At 74.3% G+C, this 21,705-nt stretch carries 23 protein-coding genes and 1 tRNA gene; 11 read left to right on the forward strand and 13 right to left on the reverse strand.

Annotated elements, in window-relative coordinates; translation table 11 throughout:
- Window positions 1-82: 82 nt before the first annotated feature.
- On the forward strand, window positions 83-1,282 hold the full coding sequence (locus IE287_RS09410) for a PucR family transcriptional regulator (RefSeq protein ID WP_189848467.1): 1,200 nt from the start codon (window positions 83-85) through the stop codon (window positions 1,280-1,282).
- A gap of 37 nt (window positions 1,283-1,319) precedes the next feature.
- Window positions 1,320-1,910 (forward strand): hypothetical protein, encoded by a 591-nt coding sequence (locus IE287_RS09415; RefSeq protein WP_189848468.1) that lies wholly within the window; start codon window positions 1,320-1,322, stop codon window positions 1,908-1,910.
- Window positions 1,911-2,057: 147 nt separating this feature from the next.
- Here IE287_RS09415 and IE287_RS09420 read toward each other — a convergent pair whose 3' ends face one another.
- Window positions 2,058-3,209 (reverse strand): glycerate kinase, encoded by a 1,152-nt coding sequence (locus tag IE287_RS09420; RefSeq protein WP_189848469.1) that lies wholly within the window; start codon window positions 3,207-3,209, stop codon window positions 2,058-2,060.
- 112 nt (window positions 3,210-3,321) lie between these two features.
- On the opposite strand from IE287_RS09420, the gene IE287_RS09425 reads away from it, so the two are divergent.
- Entirely contained in the window at window positions 3,322-5,052 is a 1,731-nt protein-coding gene (locus IE287_RS09425; RefSeq protein WP_189848470.1) for a BCCT family transporter, read from the forward strand.
- A 40-nt stretch (window positions 5,053-5,092) separates the two neighbouring features.
- Complete coding sequence (locus IE287_RS09430; protein ID WP_189848471.1) at window positions 5,093-5,587, forward strand: NUDIX domain-containing protein; 495 nt, start codon at window positions 5,093-5,095, stop codon at window positions 5,585-5,587.
- A gap of 26 nt (window positions 5,588-5,613) precedes the next feature.
- Here the strand turns inward: IE287_RS09430 and IE287_RS09435 are convergent, their stop codons facing one another.
- The gene (locus tag IE287_RS09435; protein WP_030497067.1) at window positions 5,614-5,817 is read right to left on the reverse strand and encodes a type II toxin-antitoxin system VapB family antitoxin; all 204 of its coding nucleotides are present in this window, start codon (window positions 5,815-5,817) and stop codon (window positions 5,614-5,616) included.
- 64 nt (window positions 5,818-5,881) lie between these two features.
- Between IE287_RS09435 and IE287_RS09440 the strand changes: the two genes are divergently transcribed.
- Window positions 5,882-6,598 carry an SIR2 family NAD-dependent protein deacylase gene (locus IE287_RS09440; RefSeq protein WP_189848472.1) on the forward strand — a complete coding sequence of 239 codons (717 nt, stop codon included), beginning with the start codon at window positions 5,882-5,884 and terminating at the stop codon, window positions 6,596-6,598.
- Window positions 6,599-6,643: 45 nt separating this feature from the next.
- On the opposite strand, the gene IE287_RS09445 is transcribed toward IE287_RS09440, so the two are convergent.
- The 5 genes from IE287_RS09445 to IE287_RS09465 form a co-directional block, all read right to left on the reverse strand.
- Window positions 6,644-7,150, reverse strand: coding sequence for a methylated-DNA--[protein]-cysteine S-methyltransferase (locus IE287_RS09445; protein ID WP_189848473.1), 507 nt, complete (start codon window positions 7,148-7,150; stop codon window positions 6,644-6,646).
- A 12-nt stretch (window positions 7,151-7,162) separates the two neighbouring features.
- Window positions 7,163-8,632 carry an AlkA N-terminal domain-containing protein gene (locus IE287_RS09450; protein ID WP_189848474.1) on the reverse strand — a complete coding sequence of 490 codons (1,470 nt, stop codon included), beginning with the start codon at window positions 8,630-8,632 and terminating at the stop codon, window positions 7,163-7,165.
- A 100-nt stretch (window positions 8,633-8,732) separates the two neighbouring features.
- A complete protein-coding gene (locus IE287_RS09455) occupies window positions 8,733-9,353 on the reverse strand; it encodes an L-threonylcarbamoyladenylate synthase (RefSeq protein WP_189848475.1) in 621 nt (206 codons plus the stop codon).
- A gap of 9 nt (window positions 9,354-9,362) precedes the next feature.
- On the reverse strand, window positions 9,363-10,796 hold the full coding sequence (locus IE287_RS09460; protein WP_189848476.1) for a phytoene desaturase family protein: 1,434 nt from the start codon (window positions 10,794-10,796) through the stop codon (window positions 9,363-9,365).
- Window positions 10,797-10,917: 121 nt separating this feature from the next.
- The gene (locus IE287_RS09465) at window positions 10,918-11,766 is read right to left on the reverse strand and encodes an inositol monophosphatase family protein (RefSeq protein ID WP_189848477.1); all 849 of its coding nucleotides are present in this window, start codon (window positions 11,764-11,766) and stop codon (window positions 10,918-10,920) included.
- A 220-nt stretch (window positions 11,767-11,986) separates the two neighbouring features.
- Here IE287_RS09465 and lplAB point away from each other — a divergent pair, with 220 nt between their 5' ends.
- The 3 genes from lplAB (at window position 11,987) to IE287_RS09480 (ending at window position 14,884) form a co-directional block, all read left to right on the forward strand.
- Window positions 11,987-13,042, forward strand: a complete 1,056-nt coding sequence (gene lplAB / locus IE287_RS09470) for a lipoate-protein ligase LplAB (protein ID WP_189848478.1) — start codon at window positions 11,987-11,989, stop codon at window positions 13,040-13,042.
- Window positions 13,043-13,113: 71 nt separating this feature from the next.
- Window positions 13,114-14,016, forward strand: a complete 903-nt coding sequence (locus IE287_RS09475; RefSeq protein ID WP_189848479.1) for a hypothetical protein — start codon at window positions 13,114-13,116, stop codon at window positions 14,014-14,016.
- 61 nt (window positions 14,017-14,077) lie between these two features.
- Window positions 14,078-14,884: a serine protease gene (locus IE287_RS09480; protein ID WP_229883362.1), complete on the forward strand. Its 807-nt coding sequence runs from the start codon at window positions 14,078-14,080 to the stop codon at window positions 14,882-14,884.
- A gap of 109 nt (window positions 14,885-14,993) precedes the next feature.
- Here the strand turns inward: IE287_RS09480 and IE287_RS09485 are convergent.
- Window positions 14,994-15,078 (reverse strand) — tRNA-Leu (locus IE287_RS09485).
- Window positions 15,079-15,328: 250 nt separating this feature from the next.
- On the opposite strand from IE287_RS09485, the gene IE287_RS09490 reads away from it, so the two are divergent.
- The gene (locus tag IE287_RS09490) at window positions 15,329-15,559 is read left to right on the forward strand and encodes a hypothetical protein (protein ID WP_189848480.1); all 231 of its coding nucleotides are present in this window, start codon (window positions 15,329-15,331) and stop codon (window positions 15,557-15,559) included.
- Window positions 15,560-15,587: 28 nt separating this feature from the next.
- Here IE287_RS09490 and IE287_RS09495 read toward each other — a convergent pair whose 3' ends face one another.
- Together IE287_RS09495 and hydA are read right to left on the reverse strand one after the other, a co-directional pair.
- Window positions 15,588-16,601, reverse strand: a complete 1,014-nt coding sequence (locus IE287_RS09495; RefSeq protein WP_189848481.1) for a TIGR03842 family LLM class F420-dependent oxidoreductase — start codon at window positions 16,599-16,601, stop codon at window positions 15,588-15,590.
- Between the two features lie 46 nt (window positions 16,602-16,647).
- Window positions 16,648-18,039 carry a dihydropyrimidinase gene (gene hydA / locus IE287_RS09500; protein ID WP_189848482.1) on the reverse strand — a complete coding sequence of 464 codons (1,392 nt, stop codon included), beginning with the start codon at window positions 18,037-18,039 and terminating at the stop codon, window positions 16,648-16,650.
- Window positions 18,040-18,503: 464 nt separating this feature from the next.
- On the opposite strand from hydA, the gene IE287_RS09505 reads away from it, so the two are divergent.
- Both IE287_RS09505 and IE287_RS38430 read left to right on the forward strand, forming a co-directional pair.
- Window positions 18,504-18,884, forward strand: a complete 381-nt coding sequence (locus IE287_RS09505) for an STAS domain-containing protein (RefSeq protein ID WP_189848483.1) — start codon at window positions 18,504-18,506, stop codon at window positions 18,882-18,884.
- 630 nt (window positions 18,885-19,514) lie between these two features.
- Window positions 19,515-20,105, forward strand: a complete 591-nt coding sequence (locus IE287_RS38430; protein WP_229883363.1) for a helix-turn-helix domain-containing protein — start codon at window positions 19,515-19,517, stop codon at window positions 20,103-20,105.
- 28 nt (window positions 20,106-20,133) lie between these two features.
- Here IE287_RS38430 and IE287_RS09515 read toward each other — a convergent pair whose 3' ends face one another.
- From IE287_RS09515 to IE287_RS09525, 3 genes are read right to left on the reverse strand one after another with little or no spacing between them, the layout of a single operon-like run.
- Window positions 20,134-20,463: a hypothetical protein gene (locus tag IE287_RS09515; protein ID WP_189848484.1), complete on the reverse strand. Its 330-nt coding sequence runs from the start codon at window positions 20,461-20,463 to the stop codon at window positions 20,134-20,136.
- On the reverse strand, window positions 20,460-21,089 hold the full coding sequence (locus IE287_RS09520) for an Asp23/Gls24 family envelope stress response protein (RefSeq protein WP_229883364.1): 630 nt from the start codon (window positions 21,087-21,089) through the stop codon (window positions 20,460-20,462). Before IE287_RS09520 ends, IE287_RS09515 begins: the two co-directional genes overlap by 4 nt.
- Window positions 21,080-21,661, reverse strand: coding sequence for an RNA polymerase sigma factor (locus IE287_RS09525; RefSeq protein WP_229883365.1), 582 nt, complete (start codon window positions 21,659-21,661; stop codon window positions 21,080-21,082). The genes IE287_RS09520 and IE287_RS09525 overlap by 10 nt, the downstream gene beginning before the upstream one ends.
- Window positions 21,662-21,705 lie beyond the last annotated feature (44 nt).

Raw genomic sequence — 21,705 nt, forward strand, 5'->3', positions numbered from 1 at the left:
GGGCCACCGGAGGGCTGTGCATGCGCACAACGCTGCGCGTCAGGGCGTTGCCGTGGAGCGCGGGGCGGTGGATGCTCCCGGCATGGGACGGCGCAGACGGCGGACCGGTGACGACTGGAAGGTGCTCGCGCGGGCGTGCACGGCGCTTCTGGAGCGGGTGCCGGAGCTGGTGGACGAGCATCTGACGGAGCTGCACGCGTACGAGCCCGCCTACGGGCGGATCGTGCCGTACGACCAGCACTGGCAGGAGGCGCAGGAGGCGATGCGGATCGGGATCGAGATGATCTCGGCGCCGCGGCACTCGCCCCGGCGGGACCTGGAGCACGCGGAGCTGCTGGGCCGGCGGCGGGCGGAGCAGGGCATGCCGCTGGAGCTGGTGGTGCACGCGTACCGGCACGCCGGGCACCTGGTGTGGGAGGCGCTGATCGAGGGCGCGGGCCCCGACGCGGCGCAGCTCGCGGCGCTGATGCAGTCGGCGACGACGGTCTGGTCGGCGGTGGACGCGCAGGCGGACCGCGCCTCGGAGGCGTACCGGGCGACCGAGGCGGAGCTGCGGCGGCGTACGGACGAGCAGCTCCAGGCGCTCCTGGACGCGCTCCTCGAAGGGCAGCGGTCGCCGGAGATGGTGGCGGGGGCGGCGGCGGGGCTGGACCTGCCGGAGCAGGGGCGGTACGCGGTGGTGGTGCTGCGTCCGGACCGGCGCGAGGAGCGGGAGCCGTTCCACCGCCGGGTGCGGGGGGAGGGGCTGCGGTTCCTGTGGCGGATGCGCGCGGACTGCGAGATCGGGGTGGTGGCGTTCGCGGAGGGGACGGGGCTCGACGCGCTGGCGGAGCTGCTCGACGCGCGGTGCCCGGGGCCGGGCGGCATCAGTCCGGTCGTCACGGGGCTCACCGAACTGGGCCGGGCGCGCCGGCTCGCCGAACTCGCCCTGCGCACCTGCCCGCCGGGCAGCCGTCAGGTGGTCCGGCTGGACCGCCGGATGGCGGGGGCGCTGGTCGTGGGCCGACCGGACCTGGCGGAGCTCCTCGTCACGGACGTCCTGGGCGGACTGCTCGAACTGGACCCGGCGGACCGGGCGGTGCTCCTGGAGACGCTGGACGCGTGGCTGGAGTGCGAGGGTTCGGCGGGCCGGGCCGCGGGCCGTCTGTACTGCCACCGCAACACGGTCTTCAACCGCCTACGCCGGCTGGAGCAGTTGACCTCCCGTTCGCTGTCCCGGCCGAGGGACCTCACGGAGATGACGCTGGCGCTGGACGCCTTCCGGCTGACGTCGCCGGGGTGAGGGGCGGGCGACCTGGCAGGATGCCCCCGTGACAGCGATGACGAACACACGCACGACGGCGCGGCCGGTCCTCGGTCGGGTCCTGGTCGCGGCGGGGCTGCTGGCCCCGGTCCTCCAGGTGCTGGGCTCCTGGGCGGCGGAGTCGACCCGGCTGGTGGTCCTGCTCGGCGCGTTCGGGGCGGCCTGGCCGTACTGGTTCGCCCTGTGCGTGCTGTGCGCTGCGGGCGTCCGGCGGCTGGACGTGCGGCGGGGGGTGCGGGAGACGGTGACGGTGCTGTGCGCGGCGGGTGCCGTGCTGCTGCTGTTCTTCCGTCTGGTGCTGTTCGACGTCTTCAGCGGCGGGTGGGAGGAGACGCAGCGGATCGCCGCGCCGGGCGGCGGGGACCGGTCCGTCCGGATCGAGCAGGGCTCGGCGATGATCGACCCGCTCTGGCGGGTCTCGGTCGTCGACGGCTCGGGGCTCACCGCCCGGAGTCACCTCGTGGCGTCGTACGACGGGAACACGGGCTTCCACGCGGTCGCCTGGGACGGTCCGGACCGGCTCCTGGTCACCGACGACGGCGGTACGACGACGATCACCCTGGACCCCGCCGACGGCGAACCGCACCGGACCATCGGCACGGGGTGACGGCGGCGCCCGGCCCCGGCGGGCGGGACCGGCGGACTGGGCCGACGGCACGGAGCGACGGGGCCCGGGCGCGGGGCGCGCGCCGCGCGGAGCGACGGGTGACGGTGGCCGGGCGCCGTGCGGCGCCCGGCCCCGTACGGCCGGGGTCTAGGCCAGGAAGTCCCGGGCGATGCCCTCGGCGACCTCCTCCAGGAGGGGGCCCGCGTTCGGGATGGACTTCGCCGGGTCGGGCTCCAGGGCGGAGAGCGGGTAGGCGCGGCGGATGCCGGCGGCGCCGAGGGCCTCCGGCGGCAGGGCGAGGCGTCCGCAGACCGCGACGACCTCCTTGCCCGCGGCGCGGGCCGCCGCGGCGACGCCCGCGGGGGCCTTGCCGTGGAGGGTCTGCTCGTCGAGCGAGCCCTCGCCGGTGATGACGAGGGTGGCGCGCTCCAGGGCGGGGGCGAAGCCGAGGACCTCCAGCATCAGCTCGATGCCGGGGCGGAAGCCCGCGCCGAGCAGGAGGGCGCCGTAGCCGATGCCGCCGGCGCCGCCGGCGCCCGGGGAGGCGGCGAGCTCGGTGGCCTTCGGGCCGATCGCCTTCTCCAGGACCCGCGCGTAGTGGTCGAGGGCGGCGTCGAGGGTCTCCACGTCCTCGGGCGTGGCGCCCTTCTGCGGACCGTAGACGGCGGGCGCGCCCTTGGGCCCGGTCAGCGGGTTGTCGACGTCGCTGGCGAGGATGAAATCGACCCCGTCGAAGCGGGCGTCGAGGTCGGAGAGGTCGGCGGAGGCCAGCGCCGCGAGGGCCGCGCCGCCGGGGCCGACGGGCTCGCCGGCCGCGTCGAGGAAGCGCGCGCCGAGCGCGGCGAGCATGCCCGCGCCGCCGTCGGTGGTGGCGCTGCCGCCGACCCCGAAGACGATCGTGGTGGCCCCGGCGTCGAGCGCGGCCCGCAGCAGTTCGCCGGAGCCGTACGTCGTGGCGGTCAGCGGGGCGAACGTGCCGGCGGGGAGGAGCTGGAGGCCGGACGCCTCCGCCATCTCCACGACCGCCGTGGTGCCGCGCAGCGCGAACGCGGCGGTGACCGGTGTGCCGACGGGGCCGGTGACCCGGACCTCGCGCCGCTCGAACCCGGCCGCGACGGCCGCCGCGACCGTGCCGTCGCCGCCGTCGGCGACGGGCAGGGCCTCGACCGAGAGGCCGGGGACGACCTTCCGGAGTCCCGCCGTGACCCGCTCCGCGACCTGTACGGCCGTGAGCGAGCCCTTGAACTTGTCGGCCGCCACGAGCACGTGAGCGACCTGAGTTGCTGCTCCGTCCGTCACCTTGCATCCCTTGCTTTCGAACAGGCAGTCGCGCCAGGGCCGACCCTATCCGTACCGCCAGACGGCGTGCCACCCCCGGATAACACCAAATGTCGGACCATAGTGGGCTCACATGAGCACGGATATGAACGAGCGGCCGTCTCCGGATCACGTACCGGAACGCCACGCGCCCGATGCGAAGGTCATCGGGATCGGCGTGGCCGCGGTCGTCGGGGCCGTCGGCTGGGCGGCGCTCGGCAAGGACTCCTTCGACAGCGCCTCCTCCTCGGCCCTCACCTGGGTCCTGAACAACTTCGCGTGGCTCTTCGTGGTGGCCGCGGACACCTTCCTGGTGCTGTGCGTGGTCCTCGCGCTGAGCCGGTTCGGCCGGATCCGGCTGGGGGCGGACGACGCGGAGCCGGAGTTCACCAACCTGGCGTGGATCGCGATGATGTTCAGCGCCGGCATGGGCATCGGCCTGATGTTCTACGGCGTCGGGGAGCCGCTCCAGCACTTCCTGGACCCGCCGCCGGGCGGCGGCCCCCCGGGCACCGGTGCGGCCGCCCGGACGGCGATGGAGTACTCCTTCTTCCACTGGACGCTGACCCCGTGGGCGATCTACGGCATCGCCGGGCTCGCGCTGGCGTACGCGGGCTTCCGCAAGGGCCGCGGCAACCGGCTGAGCAGCGCTTTCGTGCCGGTCCTCGGCGCCCGGCGGGCCGCGTCCTGGCAGGGTAGGGCGATCGACCTCCTCGCGGTCTTCGCGACCGTCTTCGGCACGGCGACGAGCCTGGGCCTGGGCGCGCTCCAGGTGGCCGAGGGACTGGACATCACGATGGGCGTCGAGAACTCGACGGCCACGCAGCTGATCATCATCGCCTCGCTGTCGGGGGCGTTCGTCCTGTCGGCCTTCTCGGGCCTGCACAAGGGCGTGAAGTGGCTGTCGACGCTGAACATCGTCCTCGCCGCCTGCCTGGCGCTCTTCGTCTTCCTGCTCGGCCCGACCGTCTACGTCCTGGACACGATCCCGGCCTCGGTCGGCGGCTACCTGCACCAGCTGCTGCCGATGGCGAGCCGCACCGGCGCCTTCACCGACCGCGACTGGCTGGGCGCCTGGACGATCTTCTACTGGGCGTGGTGGCTGTCCTGGGCGCCCTTCGTGGGCACCTTCATCGCCCGGATCTCGCGGGGCCGGACCATCCGCGAGTTCCTGGTCGGCGTGCTGCTCGTGCCGTCCGGGGCGACGGTGGTCTGGTTCTGCGTGATGGGCGGCACGGCGATCCGGCTGGAGTCCACCGGCGAGGCCGACCTGGCGACGGCGGTGGAGGACGGGGCGGAGGCCTCGCTCTTCGCGATGCTGGAGGCGCTGCCGCTGGGCACGGTCACCTCGGTCCTGGCGATGCTGCTGGTGATGACGTACTTCGTGACCAGCGCCGACTCGGCCTCCCTCGTCATGGGGTCGCTGACCAGCCGCGGCTCGCTGCACCCTCCGACGTGGCTGGTGGTGACCTGGGGCGTGCTGATGGCGGCCGTCGCGGCGGTGCTGCTCGTGGCGGGCGGCCTCGACTCGCTCCAGACGGCGACGATCCTGGTGGCGCTGCCGTTCGTGGTGGTCATGCTGGTGCTGTGCTGGGCCCTGGTGAAGGAGCTGCGGGAGGACCCGGGCGCGGGCCCGTCCCGGCACCACGCGCTGCACGGGCTGCGGGACGCGGTGCGGACCCTGGTCGGCGAGGCGATGACCGAGCAGGGCGGCGGCACCCGGCACCCCCGGCTCCACCGGGCGGCCCGCTCCCGCGCCGACGCGGACGGCGAGGAGCCGCCACGGGACGGCGGGGCGTCGCCACGGGACGGCGGGGCGCCCTGAGGCCGGCCCGGCGGACGACCCGCCTGGTTACGCTGACGGTGTGACAGTCACCGATTACGCCACGTACATCGCCGGACTCCCCCGCGTCCTGGCCGCATCCGCCGCGCTCTTCCGGGACGACCGGGACCGGATCCTCGTCCTGGAGCCGAACTACCGCGAGGGCTGGGTCCTGCCGGGCGGCACCGTCGAGTCCGACACGGGCGAGACCCCCCGGCAGGCGGCCCGCCGGGAGACCGAGGAGGAGATCGGCCTGGACGTCCCGCTGGGCCCGCTGCTCGCGGTGGACTGGGCGCAGAGCACCACGCGGCCGCCGATCGTGGCCTACCTCTACGACGGCGGGGTGCTCTCCGCGGAGCAGTTCGCGCGGATCCGGCTCCAGGAGGCCGAGCTGGTCTCCTGGAAGCTGATCGAGCGGTCCGAGGTGGCCGCCCACCTGCCGGGCAGCCTGGGCTCGCGGGTGCTGGCCGGGCTGGAGGTGCTGGACGGCGGCCGGGGCCCGGCCGAGCTGGAGAACGGCCGCCCGGCGGCCGGCTGACCGCGCCGGCGCGCCCTCCCCGCGGGTCAGCCCTGCGGGGGCTCCGGCGGCAGCATCTCGCCGGTGCGGTTCGCCTCGTCGCGCGTGGCGGTCCGGGCCTCCGTGCGGTGGCCGCGCGCGATGTAGTCGCGGACCACCGCCTCCACGGCGTCCTGCGGGCTGCCGACCCCCGCCAGGACCATGACTTCCACGACGAGTTCGGCGTCGAGCGCGATGTTCACCTTGGCCATGGGCGGAACCTAGCACCGGGAAACCCGGTCGCGGGAGCGGATCGGGGATGCCTACCCTCCCGCCATGACGATGGTCGCGATCCTCAGCGGTGCCGGCATCTCCACGGACTCGGGCATCCCGGACTACCGGGGGCCGAACGGGCTCTGGCGCAAGGACCCGGAAGCCGAACGGCTGGTCACCTACGGGCCGTACATGGCCGACCCCGAGGTCCGCCGCCGCTCCTGGCTGATGCGGCGCGACGCGCCGGTCCTGACCGCCGAGCCGAACGCGGCGCACCGCGCGATCGCGGCGTACGAGCGGACCGGCAACGCCCTCCGGGTGATCACCCAGAACGTGGACGGACTGCACCAGGCGGCCGGGGTGCCGGACCGGAAGGTCCTCGAACTCCACGGCACCGCCCGGTCGGTGGTCTGCACGGCCTGCCACGCCCGCACCCCGATGGCGCGGACGCTGGAGCGCCTGGACGCGGGCGACCCGGATCCGGCCTGCCGGGACTGCGGCGGGATCCTGAAGCCGGCGACCGTGATGTTCGGGCAGCGGCTGGACCCGGTGGTGCTGGGCAACGCGATGTCCGTCGCCAAGGCCGCCCGGGTCTTCATCGCGGTCGGTACCAGCCTCCGGGTGCAGCCGGCCGCCTCGCTGGCCGGGATCGCGGCCGAGCACGGGGCCCGGCTGATCGTGGTGAACGCCGAGCCGACCCCGTACGACCCGCTCGCCGCCGAGGTCCTGCGCGAACCGATCGGCACGGCGCTGCCCGCGCTGCTGGAGCGGCTGGCCTGACGCGCGCCCCGTCGACCGGGCCGCGCCCCGTCGACGGGGCGCCCGCTAGAACAGCGCCTCGGGCAGCCCGGCGCCGCCCGACTCGAAGGCGAGCAGGCGCTGCTTGCGGTCGAGGCCGCCGCCGTAGCCGGTGAGGCTGCCGCCGGAGCCGACGACCCGGTGGCAGGGGACGATGACGCTGACCGGGTTCTTGCCGTTGGCCAGGCCGACCGCGCGGGAGGCGCCGGGGTTGCCGAGGGCCTCGGCCAGCTCGCCGTAGGTGCGGGTCTCCCCGTACGGGATGAGCCTCAGCTGCTCCCAGACGCGCAGCTGGAAGGGGGTCCCCTCCAGGTGCAGCGGCAGGTCGAACGCGGTGAGCCCGCCCGCGAAGTAGGCGTCCAGCTGGCGGACCGCCTCCCCGAAGGGACGGGGGTCGGGGTCGCCGAAGCTCTCCTCCGGCGGGCGGTGGCGCTGTCCGGTCATGTGGACCCGGCTGAGGACGCCGTCGACGGCCACCAGGGTCAGCGGCTCGTAGGGGCTGTCCACGACCGTGTGCACGACGGTGCGGGGCATGGCGGAACTTCCTTACGCGGGGAGGTGGTTGATCGGGTGGCCGTCGGTCGCCCACAGGTACTGGACAGCGTAGGCGCGCCAAGGCGCCCAGTGGGCGGAGCGGGCGGTGAGCGCGGCGGGGGTGCCGGGCAGGCCCAGCAGCTCCGCGGCGCGGCGGACGCCGAGGTCGCCGGGGAGGAAGGCGTCGGGGTCCCCGAGCGCCCGCATGGCGATGAGCTCGGTGGTCCAGGGGCCGAAGCCGGGCAGGGCGAGCAGCCGGGCGCGGGTCTCGGCGCGGTCGGTGTCGGGGCCGAGGGCGAGGGTGCCGTCGGCGAGGGCCCGGACGAGGGTGAGCAGGGTGGCGCGCCGGCTGCGGGGCAGGGCGAGGGTCCCGGGGTCGAGCCCGGCGAGCGCCCCGGGGGTCGGGAAGAGGTGGGTGAGGCCGCCCTCGGGGTCCTCGACGGGGACGCCGTGCGCGGTGACGAGACGGGCCGCGTGGGTGCGGGCGGCGGCGGTCGAGACCTGCTGGCCGAGGACGGCCCGGACGGCGAACTCGGCGGGGTCGACGGTGCCGGGGACGCGCCGCCCGGGCGCCTTGTCGACGAGCGGCGCGAGCAGCGGGTCGGTGCGGAGCCGGTCGTCGACGGCGACGGGGTCGGCGTCGAGGTCGAGGAGGCGGCGGCAGCGGCTGATGGCGTGGGTGAGGTCGCGCGGGTCGGTGAGGGAGAGCCGGCAGGCGATGTGGTCGGGGCGCGGGGCGAGGGCGACGATACCGTGCCCGTACGGGAGGGCGAGGGTGCGCCGGTAGGCGCCGTCCCGCCACTCCTCGACGCCGGGGACGGCGGTGGCGGCGAGGTGGCCGAGGAGGTTGGAGGGTTCGAGGGGGGCGCGGAAGGGCAGCCGGAGGGCGATCACGCCGGGGGTGTGGGGGGCGGCCGGCCGGGCGGCGCGGGCGCGCAGCTCGCCCGGGGTGAGGGCGAAGACCTGGCGGACGGTGTCGTTGAAGGAGCGGATCGAGGCGAAGCCGGCCGCGAAGGCGATCTCGCCGAAGGGCAGCGCGGTGGTCTCGACGAGGGTGCGGGCGGTCTGGGCGCGCTGGGCGCGGGCCAGGGCGAGCGGGCCCGCGCCCAGCTCGGCGAGGAGCTGGCGCTCGATCTGCCGGGTGGACCAGCCGAGCCGGCGGGCGAGCCCGGGTACGCCCTCCCGGTCGACGACGCCGTCCTGGATGAGCCGGACGGCGCGGGCGACGGCGTCGGCCCGCACGTTCCACTCCGGGGAGCCGGGGCTGGTGTCGGGGCGGCAGCGCTTGCAGGCCCGGAAGCCGGCCCGCTGACAGGCGGCGGCGCTGGGGTGGAACTCCATGTTCTCGGGCTTGGGCGGGACCGCCGGGCAGCTGGGACGGCAGTAGATCCGAGTGGTGCGGACGGCGGTGAAGAAGACGCCGTCGAAGCGGGCGTCCTTGGACTGGACGGCCCGCACACAGCGCTCGGTCTCGGTGTGCATGGATCCAGGATCGGGGATGCGCGGACACCCGGCTGGCAGGAAAACGACATGGACGTCCGGGCGGGCCGTCCGGGGACCGCCGGCCCGCTCCCGGCGGGGGTCACTCGAAGCGGGTGGGGTCCCCCGCGCCGACGCGGACGATTTCGGGGTCGCCGCTGGAGAAGTCGACGACGGTGGTGGGGACGGTGCCGCAGTCGCCGGAGTCGAGGACGGCGTCGACCTGGTGGTCGAGCCGCTCCTTGATCTCCCAGCCCTGGGTCAGCGGCTCCGCCTCGTCGGGCAGCAGGAGGGTGCTGGAGAGCAGGGGTTCGCCGAGGGAGGCGAGCAGCGCCTGGGTGACGACGTGGTCGGGGATGCGGACGCCGACGGTCTTCTTCTTGGGGTGGAGGAGCTGGCGGGGCACCTCCTTGGTGCCGGGCAGGATGAAGGTGTACGCGCCGGGGACGGCGGCCTTGACGGCGCGGAAGACCCGGTTGTCGATGTGCACGAGCTGGCCGAGCTGCGCGAAGTCCGCGCACATCAGGGTGAAGTGGTGCCGGTCGTCGAGGCGGCGGATCTCCCGGATGCGGGTGAGGCCGTCGTGGTTGCCGATCCGGCTGCCCAGCGCGTAGCAGGAGTCGGTGGGGTAGGCGATCAGCCCGCCCTTGCGGATCGAGTCGGCCACGCCGTCGATGATGCGCGGCTGGGGGTTCTCGGGGTGCACGTCGATGTACTTCGCCATGGGCCGAGTCTAGGTTCCCCGGCCGTCGGGCTTCCTGAGGTGGCGCCAGACGGCCTTGGCCGCGTTGTGCCCGGACATGCCGTGGACGCCGGGACCGGGCGGGGTGGCGGCGGAACAGAGGAAGACCGCCGGGTGGGGGGTGCGGTAGGGCCACGGGGAGAGGGTGGGGCGGAGCACGAGCTGGAGGCCCCGGGCGGCGCCGCAGGCGATGTCGCCGCCGACGTAGTTGGCGTTGCGGGCGGCGAGTTCGGGCGGGCCCGCGGTGGCGCGGGCCAGGATCCGGTCGCGGAAGCCGGGGGCGAAGCGCTCGATCTGCCGCTCGACGGCGTCGGTGAGGTCGCCGCGCCAGCCGTTGGGCACGTGTCCGTACGCCCAGAAGACGTGCCGGCCCCCGGGGGCGCGGCTCGGGTCGACGAGGCTGGGCTGGGCGGTGATGAGGAACGGCGTGTCGGGGGCGGTGCCGGAGGAGGCCTGGCGCAGGGCCGTGTCGATCTCCCGGGCGGTGGGCCCGATCTGGACGGTGCCGGCCCGGCGGGCGGCCTCGGCGGTCCAGGGCACGGGGCCGTCGAGCGCGTAGTCGAGCTTGAAGGCGGAGGCGCCGTAGCGGTAGCCGGCGTAGCGGTGGGCGCCGAAGCCGGCGATGCGGGCGAGCGCGGTGGGCGAGGTGTCGAAGAGGTAGGCGCGGGCGGGCGGCAGGTCGTCGAGCCGCTTGACCTCGAAGCCGGTGTGGACGGTGCCGCCGAGCTCGGTGAGGTACGAGACGAGGGCGTCCGGGATCGCCTGGGAGCCGCCCCGGGGCACCGGCCAGCCGACGGCGTGCGCGGCGAGCGCGAAGACGAGGCCGACGGCGGAGGTGGCGAAGCCGTCGAGGGGCGCCATGACGTGCCCGACCAGGCCGGCGAGGAGGGCACGGGCCTTCTCGTCGCGGAAGCGGCGCAGCAGCCAGGTGGAGGGCGGCAGTCCGGCGGTCCCGAAGCGGGCGAGGGTGACCGGGTCGCGGGGCAGCGCGGTCAGCGGCAGCTGCATGAAGTCCCGGGCGAGCGTGTCCCACCGGCCGAGGTACGGGGTGACGAGCCGGCGGTAGGTGCCGGCGTCGCGCGGGCCGAGGGAGGCGGCGGTCTCGGCGACGGAGCGGGAGAGGACGGCGGCGGTGCCGTCGTCCCAGGGGTGGGCCATGGGCAGTTCGGGGTGGAGCCACTCCAGGCCGTGGCGGGCGAGCGGCATGGTCCGCAGGACGGGGGAGCCGGCGCCGAGCGGGTGGACGGCGGAGCAGGGGTCGTGGCGGAAGCCGGGGAGGGTCAGCTCCTCGGTGCGGGCTCCGCCGCCGACGGTCTCCTTCGCCTCGAAGACGGCCGTGGAGAGGCCCCGGCGGGCCAGTTCCACGGCGGCGGTCAGTCCGTTGGGGCCCGCCCCCACGACGACGGCGTCGAGCAGCGACGTCACCTCGGACTCCTCACGTCGGCCGGCGGTTCGGCAGGGCCAGGATAGGCCCGGGCCGCGCGGGGGCGGAGCGGGCCCCCGGGGGCGGTCCGCTCGCCCACGGGGCCGCGCGGGCGGGCACGGTTCACGCCCCGGCCGCGCCGCCGGCGAGGAGGGCGCGGATCCGCTCGGCGGTGGCCGCGTCCCTGGCCGCCGTGAACGGCAGGGCGTTGTCCCCGGTGATCCTGAACGGCTCGCCGGTGACGGTGGTCTGGGCGCCGCCCGCCTCCGCGACCAGCAGCAGTCCGGCCGCGTGGTCCCAGGCGAGCTCCCAGCTGAAGGCGGTGGCGTCGAGCTCGCCCCGGGCGACGGCCAGGTACTCCAGGCCGGCCGAGCCGCACGGGCGGGGCCGGACGCCCTCGGTCACCAGGCCCAGCAGGGCCCGCTTCTGATCGGGCGTCGTGTAGTCGGGGTGCGAGGTGGCGACCTCCAGGACCGCGCCCGGGGCGGGGGATCCCGAGCGGAGCGGCCGTCCGTCGAGGAAGGCGCCGCGGCCCCTCACCGCGACGGCGAACTCGCCCAGCGCGGGCGCGTGGGTCCAGGAGGCGAGGAGCTCGCCGTGCCGGGCGAGGGCGACCAGGGTGCAGAAACCGGGGTCGCCGTGGACGAACTGGCGGGTGCCGTCCACCGGGTCGACGATCCAGACGGGCGCGTCGCCGCGCAGCGCGTCGTACAGCCCCGGGTCGGCGTGGACGGCCTCCTCGCCGACCACCACGGAGCCCGGCAGCAGGGCGGTGAGCGCCTCGGTGAGGTGCTCCTCGGCGGCCCGGTCGGCGACCGTCACCAGGTCGTACGGCCCCTTCTTCTCGACGATCTCGTGGTCGGCGAGCTGCCGGAAGCGCGGCATGATCTCCGCCGCGGCCGCCTTGCGGACGGCCGCCTCCACCTCGGTCGTGCCGCCGTCGAGGACGTGCTCAAGGAAGGACTCGATCATGGCTCCAGCTAAGCACGCGGCTCCGACAACCGGTACAGGGCCTCGGTCCGGCCCGGAAGGACGGCGCCAGGAGTACGCTTTGGACGGTTTGACCCCGAGTTCCGCAGGTTCCCCGGGTTCCGAGAGCTCCACGGGTTCCGCAGGTTCCCAGAGCTCCACGGGTTCCGAGAGTCACGCGAGTCCAGAGGGGCGCGCGAGTCCCGAGAGGCAGGTCGGTCCGGTGCACGGCGAGTACAAGGTCCCCGGCGGGAAGCTGGTCGTCGTCGATCTCGACGTGGTGGACGGGGCGCTGGCCCGGGTGCGGGTGGCCGGCGACTTCTTCCTCGAACCCGACGAGGCGATCCTCGCCATCGACCGGGCGCTGGAGGGAGCCCCCGCGGACACCGAGGCCTCCGGGCTCGCGGCCCGGATCGACGCGGCGCTGCCGCCGGGCACCCGGATGTACGGCCTCACCAGCGAGGGCGTCGGGGTGGCGGTCCGCCGCGCGCTCGCGCACGCCACCGACTGGACCGACTACGACTGGCAGCTGATCCACGAGCCGCCGCAGTCCCCCGCCCTGCACATGGCGCTCGACGAGGTGATCACCGCGGAGGTGGCGGCCGGCCGGCGGCCGCCGACCCTGCGGGTCTGGGAGTGGGGCGCGCCCGCCGTCGTCATCGGCAGCTTCCAGTCGCTGCGCAACGAGGTGGACCCGGAGGCCGCCGAGCGGCACGGCATCCGCGTGGTGCGCCGGATCAGCGGCGGCGGCGCCATGTTCATCGAGCCCGGCAACACCATCACGTACTCCCTGTCGGTCCCCGACGCGCTGGTGCAGGGCCTGTCCTTCGCCGACAGCTACGCCTACCTCGACGACTGGGTGCTCGACGCCCTCGGCGACATGGGCGTCAAGGCCTGGTACCAGCCGCTCAACGACATCGCGACCGAGGCCGGGAAGATCGCGGGTGCGGCGCAGAAGCGGGTGGTGACCGGCGACGGCGCGGTCCTGCACCACGTGACGATGGCGTACGACATCGACGCCGACAAGATGACCGAGGTGCTGCGGATCGGCCGGGAGAAGCTCTCCGACAAGGGCACGAAGAGCGCCGGGAAGCGCGTCGACCCGCTGCGCCGGCAGACCGGCCTGCCGCGCGGGGCGGTGATCGAGCGGATGGTCGCCTCCTTCCGGCAGCGGTACGGCCTGGCGGAGGGCCGGGTCACCGGAGAGGAGCTGGCCCTCGCCGAGGAGCTGGCGGAGACGAAGTTCTCGTCGCCGGAGTGGACCGCGCGGGTGCCCTGACGGGGCCCGGCCCGTCCGGCGGCACTCCGGGAGCCCGGCCCGGCCGGCGGGACGCCCCCTAGGGTTCCCCCATGCGTGTGGACTTCCCGGTGCGGCCCGGGCTGCGGATGGAATGCGCCGACGGGCGGCGGCTGGTGCTGGTCCAGGAGGCGGCCGGCGGGGGTCCGGTGCCGGTGCTCTTCGCCCGGCAGCGGGCGACCCGCCGGGGCGTGCACTACGCCCGCACCGGCCGGTACGCGTCCCCGCTGGCACCGCTGCGGGCGGAACGGGCCCGGGCGTACGCGGCGTACGCGCCGCCCGGCGGCGGGGCGTGGACCGAGCGGTGGGCGGCGCACGCGGAGGCGGAGCTGCGCGCGGCGGAGGCGGGACCGCTCCACGCGGGCGCGTGGCGGCTGGGCCCGGACGCCGGCGGCTGGTTCGTCGAGCGCCACTGGGAGCACCTGCTGCCGCACGACCGGGACCGGGGACACCTGACCTGGTTCGGGTACGGCGACCCGGCCGGCGACGCCCGCGACCTGCTGCCGCTGCGGGCCCCGTCCGCCCCGGACGCACCCCGGGTGAAGGCCTACCGCCGCCAGTACCGGGAGGGCGTGCTGCCGCCGGTGTTCGCCTGGTGGATCAGCGGTCTGAACGTCCCCGTCGTCCTGGACGGCCACGACCGGCTCACGGCGGCGCTCGCGGAGGGCGGCCGGCCTCCGGTGCTCGTCCTGTCCCGGTCGGTCGACGCGGAGTGGGTGGCGCTGTGCGCGGAGCGTCCGGTGCGGGCGTACGAGGAGCGGATGGCGGCGCTGGAGGACGGTCCGCCGCACCGCACGCGGGCGGCGAACGCGGCCCGCCGCCTCGCCGCCGAGCTGGAGGCGGTCACCGCCTCCGCCGACCCGACCCGCGCCTGGCCCTTCCCCGGCGGCCCGGCCGCCTGGGACGCGGCGGCCGCCTCGGCCGTCCCCGGCTGGCTCCCCGACGCGGACGGGTGACCTGCCCCGCGGCGGCTCGTTGACGCCAGGGACACGCCGCGTCGAGGGCACGGAGGGCACATTGGGACGGGCGAGGGCGGTGACGGCGGCGCTCCTGGGGATCCTCCTGGCGACGGCGCCGGTCGCACCGCGTGAGGCGACGGCGATCGTCGGCGGCAGGGAGGCGGCCCCGGGGGCGCACCCGTACGCGGCGGCGCTGGTCGACACCGGGCGGGACCGGCAGTTCTGCGGCGGCGTGCTGGTCGGTCCCCGGCACGTCCTGACCGCCGCCCACTGCCTGACCGGCTCGTACGCCGACACCGGACGGGTCGCGGTGCTCCTGGGCGGGCACGACCTGCGGACGGCGGCGGAGTCCCGCCACGCGCGCGTGGTCCGCCCCGCCCGCTTCACCACCCACCCCGGCTACGACCGCCGCACCCAGCACGACGACCTCGCGGTGATCACCCTGGCGGCCCCGGTCCGGCCCGGCGACGGGGTGCGCCCGGTCGCCCTGCCCTCCCCGGGCGAAACGTTCGCCCACACCCGGCTGGAGGCCGCCGGCTGGGGCGCGACCGCCTTCGGCGCGGAGCCCTCGCCCGTGCTGCGCACGGTCACCCTGGACACCCTCTCCAACGGCGCCTGCGCGCTCCGCGGCGTCGACGGCCTCACCCCGGCCCAGCTCTGCACCTGGTCCCCCGGCCGCGACACCTGCGTCTACGACTCCGGCGGCCCCCTCGTCCACCGCTCCCCCGCCGGCCGTCCCGTCCTGGCCGCCCTGGTCTCCTACGGCCGCGGCTGCGCGACGGACACCCCGGCGGTCAACACCCGGATCACGTCCCACCTGGCCTGGATCACCCGCACGACGGGCATCCGCCCACCGGCCGCCTGAGCGGCCCGGGCGACACGCGCACGGGCAGGGGCGGAGGCAGGGGCAGGGGCACACGAGAACGAGCCGTGTGCTCCGGTTTCCACCGGAGCACACGGCTCGTCGTCGATCGTGTCCGAGGGGGGACTTGAACCCCCACGCCCGATAAAGGGCACTAGCACCTCAAGCTAGCGCGTCTGCCATTCCGCCACCCGGACAAGGTGTTGGCCGCCTGTTCGTTTCCTCGCGGCGACGAACATCAATCTATCAGGTGTTCGGGGTGGTTCTCACCCGCGTTTGCGGTGGTCAGGGGCGGGAGCGGGGGCAGGCCGGGAGACCGCGGGGCGCGCGATGCGTCACGGGGAGCTCAGCGGGTAGAAGCCGCGGCAGGAACGGACCGCGCGACGGAATGAACCCGGGCGGGAGCCGGCACGGCCCCGCCCCCACGAGTCTCGGAGGCGATCCACCATGGCGTTGGCGCTCACCCTGATATCCGCCGGCGGGGCCGGCCTGCTGATCCCCCTGGGCGAGGTCACCGCCCTGCTGCGCAGGCTCGCGGACGGCTCGCTGGACACGGACGACGAGACCGACGCGGACTTCGACGGCGATCTGTCGCTCGCCGGTCAGCTGCACTCCGTCGCCGATCAGATCGACGCGGAGTGCATCGCCTCCCTGCCGCCCCGGGAGGGGCCCTCCTGAGCGGCGACCGCCCCTCTTCCGCCGCCGCTCAGCGGAACGACGGGATGATCTCGGAGTCGTAGGCGTCGATGGTGGCCTCGCGGTGGTCGTGCATGGCGTAGACGGCGAACTGGTGGACGCCGAGGTCCTTGAGCCGGCGGAGCTTGTCGACGTGGGCCTCGGCGGGGCCGAGGAGGCAGAAGCGGTCGACGATCTCGTCGGGGACGAAAGCGGTGTCGGGGTTGTCGGCGCGGCCGTGGTGGGAGTAGTCGTAGCCCTGCCGGTCCTTGATGTACGCGGTGAGCTCCTCGGGGACCATGCCGGAGTGCTCGCCGTACTTGGCGACGAGGTCGGCGACGTGGTTGCCGACCATGCCGCCGAACCAGCGGCACTGGTCGCGGGCGTGCGCGAGGGCCTCGGGCGAGTCGTCCGCGGTCACGTAGGCGGGGGCGGCGACGCAGATCGTGAGGGCGTCGGGGTCGCGGCCGGCGTCCTGGGCGGCCGTCCTGACCGCCTTGACCATCCATTCGGTGAGGAAGGGGTCGGCGAGCTGGAGGATGAAGCCGTCGGCCTTCTGCCCGGCGAGCGCGAGGGCCTTGGGGCCGTACGCGGCCATCCAGACGGGGAGTTTTCCGTTCTTGATCCAGGGGATGCGGATCGGGTTGCCGTCGACCTCCGCCTCGCGGCCCTCAGCGAGGTCGCGGATGACGTCGATGGCCTCGCCGAGGCGGGCGAGGGTGTTGGGTTTGCGGCCGGCCACGCGCATCGCGGAGTCGCCGCGGCCGATACCGCACACGGTCCGGTTGCCGTACATGTCGTTGAGGGTGGCGAAGGTGGAGGCCGTCACCTCCCAGGTACGCGTCCCCGGGTTGGTGACCATCGTGCCGACGTGCAGCTTGGTGGTGTTGGCCAGGATCTGGCTGTAGATGACGAAGGGCTCCTGCCACAGCACGGCGGAGTCGAAGGTCCATCCGTAGCGGAAGCCGTTGCGTTCCGCCCGGCGCATCAGGCCGACGACCTGCGAGGCGGGCGGGTCGGCCTGCAGGACGAGTCCGAAGTCCACTCGGGGACCTCCAAGTTCGAGTCGGTGCGATGAGACCCCAGGCCGCTTAGCCCAGGTACTGACAGAGTCCGCGCGGCACGAACGCCCCGTGCCCCGCGTGCCCCGTGTACTTCCGCTGGTCGACGACGAGCTCACCCCTGGACAGGACCGTTTCCACCTGACCGGTGATCGTCCTCCCCTCGTACGCCGAGTAGTCGACGTTCATGTGGTGGGTCTCGGCCGACAGGACCTGGGTGGCGTGCGGGTCGTAGATGACGACGTCCGCGTCCGAGCCGGGGGCGATCGTCCCCTTCTGCGGATACAGGCCGAACATCCGGGCCGGGGTCGCGCAGGCGATCTCGATCCAGCGGCGGCGCGAGATATGCCCGTCCACGACGGCCTGGTGGAGGAGATCCATACGGTTCTCCACGCCCGGCAGGTCGTTGGGGATCTTCGAGAAGTCGCCCCGGCCCAGCTCCTTCTGCCCGACGAAGCAGAACGGGCAGTGGTCCGTCGACACCACCTGGAGGTCGTTGGTCCGCAGGCCCCGCCACAGCGGCGCCTGGTGCTCCTTCGGCCGCAGCGGCGTCGAGCACACGTACTTAGCGCCCTCGAAGTCCGGCTCCGCCAGGTTGTCCGTGGACAGGAACAGGTACTGCGGGCACGTCTCGCCGAAGACCGGCAGCCCCATGTCCCGGGCGGCGGCGAGCTCCGCCACGGCCTCCTGCGCCGACACGTGCACCACGTACAGCGGGCTGCCCGCGACCCGGGCCAGCTGGATCGCCCGGTGAGTGGCCTCAGCCTCAAGCAGCGCCTTGCGGACCTCGCCGTGGTAGCGGGGATCGGTCTCGCCCCGCGCCAGGGCCTGTTCGACCAGGACGTCGATTGCGATGCCATTCTCGGCGTGCATCATGATCAGCCCGCCCGTGTCACCGGCCACCTGCATCGCCCGCAGGATCTGCCCGTCGTCCGAATAGAAGACCCCCGGATACGCCATAAACAATTTGAACGAGGAAACGCCGAGTTCGACCAGCTTCGGCATCTCCCGCAGCGTCGACTCGTTCACGTCGGACATGATCATGTGGAACGCGTAGTCGACCGCGCAGTTGCCGTCCGCCTTTGCCATCCAGGCATCCAGGCCGGCCCGAAGCGGCTCGCTCTTCGCCTGCACCGCGAAGTCGACGATCGTCGTGGTCCCGCCCCACGCCGCAGCCCGCGTCCCCGTCTCGAATGTGTCCGACGCGAACGTGCCGCCGAAAGGCAACTCCATGTGGGTGTGGGCATCGACGCCGCCCGGGATCACGTATTTCTGCGACGCGTCGATCACCCGGTCCGCCGCCCACTCCTGCGTCCCAGGCGCCGCCAGGGCCACCACCCGGCCGTGCTCGATCAGCACATCCGCGTGCACCTCGTCTGCGGCCGTGATCACCAGACCACCGGTAATCAGAGTCCGAGTCATTCCCCAGCCATCCCTTCGTACCGACCACCGACCAGACCACCACCGGCACGTGCCGGGGCCACGCCCCGGCCCGCCGGCTCCCTCACGCCGCCACCCCGCACGGCACACGGCCTACTCCGCTAGAAAACCCCTGGTCACGCGACCGAACGAAACTCTTGACTTCGTTGGCATGGTGCCTGGAGATCGCGTAGCGGCCTGCAGGGACATAGCCGCACCACGTCCCCGGTCCGTGGCATTTCCGATCAGCTCTATGGCATCCGGTCCGTCGGGCGCTTCGCTCCGCTGTAATTGACGTCCGGCCACGCAGCGGCTCACACTCCAGCCAGACGGTTGGACACCTCAGCCTGCGGTCTGTGACGCTCCTCGGGCGCAGTTCCCCCTCTGCGCCCCGATCCGGGCCACCGCGCAGGTGAAGCAGCTGGTGCCACCGTTTCCCCGGCCCGGCCCGGGGGTGTTGTGAGTGCGTGAGCATCATGATCAGTTCCCCGATAGTCGCCCTGCCGGACACGGACGAGGCGGACGCCCCCGCAGTGGACCTCAGCTGCGTCTCGTGCGGTGACACCCTGCGGATGCGGCTCGCCGGTGAAGTCGACCACTTCACCGCGACACCGCTGAGGGTCGTACTGACCACGGCCGCGGCCTACGGATACCGGCATCTCGATCTCGACACCCGAGCCATCACGTTCTGCGACTCCGCGTTGCTCGATGCGCTGGCCGGCTGGTGCCGCAGCGGCCGCACCGTGTCCCATACCGCCACCTCCCGGCCGGTCGGCCGGCTCCTGGCGATGGAGCGCGACCTGGGCCGCCCCTCGGCGCCGGGCGCGTGGAAGGTGACCGGCCGGTGATCTTCCGGGCGATGACGGTCGTACCGCTCCTCCTCGTACCGCGCCTTCTGGCGCCGCTCCTGGCGTTGGGCCCGGCCGGGCGACCGGGCCGCCGCCACCGTGTGCGCGTTAGAGCACGCTGACCCGTACCAGGCCGGTGGCCCGTGCTCGCGTCGAGCGGACACGGGCCACCCGGCGGTTGGCTTTGTCGACGTCACACGACAGCGGTTGTCGACACCCTCGGGAGGCACTCACCCGAGCCTGGACCTCGATGTCGACGAGAACGGGAGGCACCCGCCGGCACTCGGCAACGGGGGATGAGGGTCGCCACCTACGCCCGTAGCCAGCGCTTTTGTCTCGGGCCCCGGACGAGGGGCACACGGCGTCTTGCCAGTCGGCACCGAACTGCTGTCTGAAGCCATCGATATCCGACGCGGGCAGCGCCTCCCGAACCGCCCGAGAAGCGCTGCTCTTCGTCATCGACAGAGCCACGGCGGTCATTCCTCGCCGTGGCAGTCTTCTGCCACTCCCCGTGCGTGACGGGCCCCGTCGGGCGGCGACTCCTCATGCGTGGGCGTGTGGCGCTGCTGCGTCCGGGTGATCATCCGTAACCTCGCATCACGGCCGGTGCGCACGGATTGTCACATAGGTATGACAACAGCGCATCAGCAGGTGATCCCTCGTCAGACCTTCGCCTTCCCTGCGGCAGGGGCGTCGCGGCGCAGGCAGGATGACCTGCCCGAGCCGGACGAGCGGCGCTGGCTGCGGGAGCGGTGGGGCCTGTCGACCAGGCAGGTGGCGGCGGCGTTCGGGGTGACACCGGCGACGGTGCGGTCCTGGGAGCACGGCCGTTCGGCACCCCGGGGTGGCCGCAAGGAGGCCTACCGGCGGTTCCTGGCCGGCCTGGCCCAGCACGGCGAGGTGACCCGGTCCCGCGCCGCGCGCGGTGACCGGTGTCCGGGGGCGGACGTGCGGCGTCCGGCACACCGCCCGGCCGCCCCTGTGACACCCGCCCCCGTGTCGTCCCCCCCCGTGACGCCCGCACTGCGGCAAGGCGGCACGCCCAGGCCCGCGTGCCCGGCCGCGTCCGCGGCGGGCTGGGTGGTGCGCGTCGGCCCGGGCGGGGCGGGGGCGGATCCTGTGGCGCCGGAGCGCATCCGGCGCCATCGGCTGCTCAGCGCCGCGGCCTGCGTGTGGTCGCTCGCCCTGTGGGTGCTCCTCACCTGTCCACCGTCCTTCTGACAACGCCGGCCGGATGGGTGTCGACCGGTCACACGATGCCGGTGACGGTCACCCGCACAGCGCCCGGTGTGGTGGCTGCCGCCTCCGCGGCCGCCGCCCGTACGGCACTGGCGGTGTGGGCGGCCTGGTGCTGTGCGCGGACGACGATGTCGATCCGCAGGGCGGTGGTCCGGCCCCGGGAGTCGTAGGCGATGTGCACCGCGGTGCCCGGATCGGACCGGTCGGCGGCAGCCGGCTGTCGTGAGCTGCCCGCCCGCAGCAGGGAGCGCAGGCCGGGACGCAGGCACGCGACGCCGGGGACGGCCAGGACGGCGTCGGTGACCTGCTGGGTGAGGACCTTGGCGCGGTCGCTGTTCACGGCCTGGCCTCCTGCGGCTGGGTGGGAGGGTCGTGGAGGTCGATGACGGTGACGTCCAGGTCGCCGAGGGCCAGGCCGAGGTGCTGTCGGGCGGCACGGATCAGGCTTTCGCGCACCGCGCAGATGGTGTCTGGGAGGTCTTGTCCGTAGACGACGGTGATGCGGAGGTGGACGGTGGAGGGGCCGCGGGCGGGGTGGGTGCGGCTGCCGGGCGGGGTGATGCGGCAGCTTCCGGCCAGCACGCCGGGCACCTGCTCGGCGGCGGTGCGCAGGGTGCGGGCGGCGACGGACTCGTAGATCCAGCTGTCCTCACCGGCCTCGCCCAGGGGCAGGGTGCGGCCCGGGCGCAACTCCAGGCGGACCGCGTCCATGACGCGTCGCACCACGGCGGTGGTGTCGATGTCGGTGGGTGGAGCGGCCGGGGGGAGTACGGCGGCCCGGAGGTGTTCCAGGTCGGCGACGGCCTGTCTGCAGGAGGGGCAGGTGGCGGTGTGCGGGTCGGTGTCCGGCCGGTCGGCGTGCTCCCATACGGTGGCCAGGTCCCTGCCGCAGGCGAGGAGTTCGAGGTCTTCGTCGTCCGGGTTCTCGTCGGGATTCTCGTGGGGGTGGGGGGTGTTCATCGCCATGCGACCATCGCCTCCGTCAGCATGCGCCGGGCCCGGAAGACGCGTGCGCGGACCGCTTCGGGCCGGATGCCCACCGCCTGGGCGATCGTCTCGTACGGCTGTCCTTCGATCTCTCGCAGGACCCAGCAGACCTTCTGCTCGGCGGACAGGCTGCCCATGGCCTGGGCGAGGTCGCGTACGGCGGCGTGCGACTCGGCGGCGCGGGCGGGTGAGGACTGGTGTTCCGGTGCGGCCGGTTCGGCGACCGCGTCGAGGTCGGCCGCGGGTCTGCGGGCCCGCAGCAGGTTCAGGCACCGGTTGGTGACGATGCGGTACAGCCACGTGCGGAACCCCGCCTCGCCCCGGTACTCGGGAAGGCTCCGCCACGCGCTGAGGAAGGCGTCCTGGACGGCGTCCTCGGCTTCGGCCCGGCTGCCCATCAGGCGTTCGGCGAGCTGCATCATGGCCGGCGAGTGGCAGTGGACCAGCATCTCGAACGCCTCCTCGTCTCCTTCCGCGGCCCGTACCGCCAAGAGCCGGTCGCCGGCCTCGGCCGTCTCCTCATCGTCGTCCGGGCCCCACCGAGCTTTCAACGCGGGCTCCTTCCAGCCTCCACCGCTTTGACACCGCCCGCCCG

Origin of the sequence: Streptomyces omiyaensis (genome assembly GCF_014650895.1) — a bacterium.
GTDB lineage: Bacteria > Actinomycetota > Actinomycetes > Streptomycetales > Streptomycetaceae > Streptomyces > Streptomyces omiyaensis.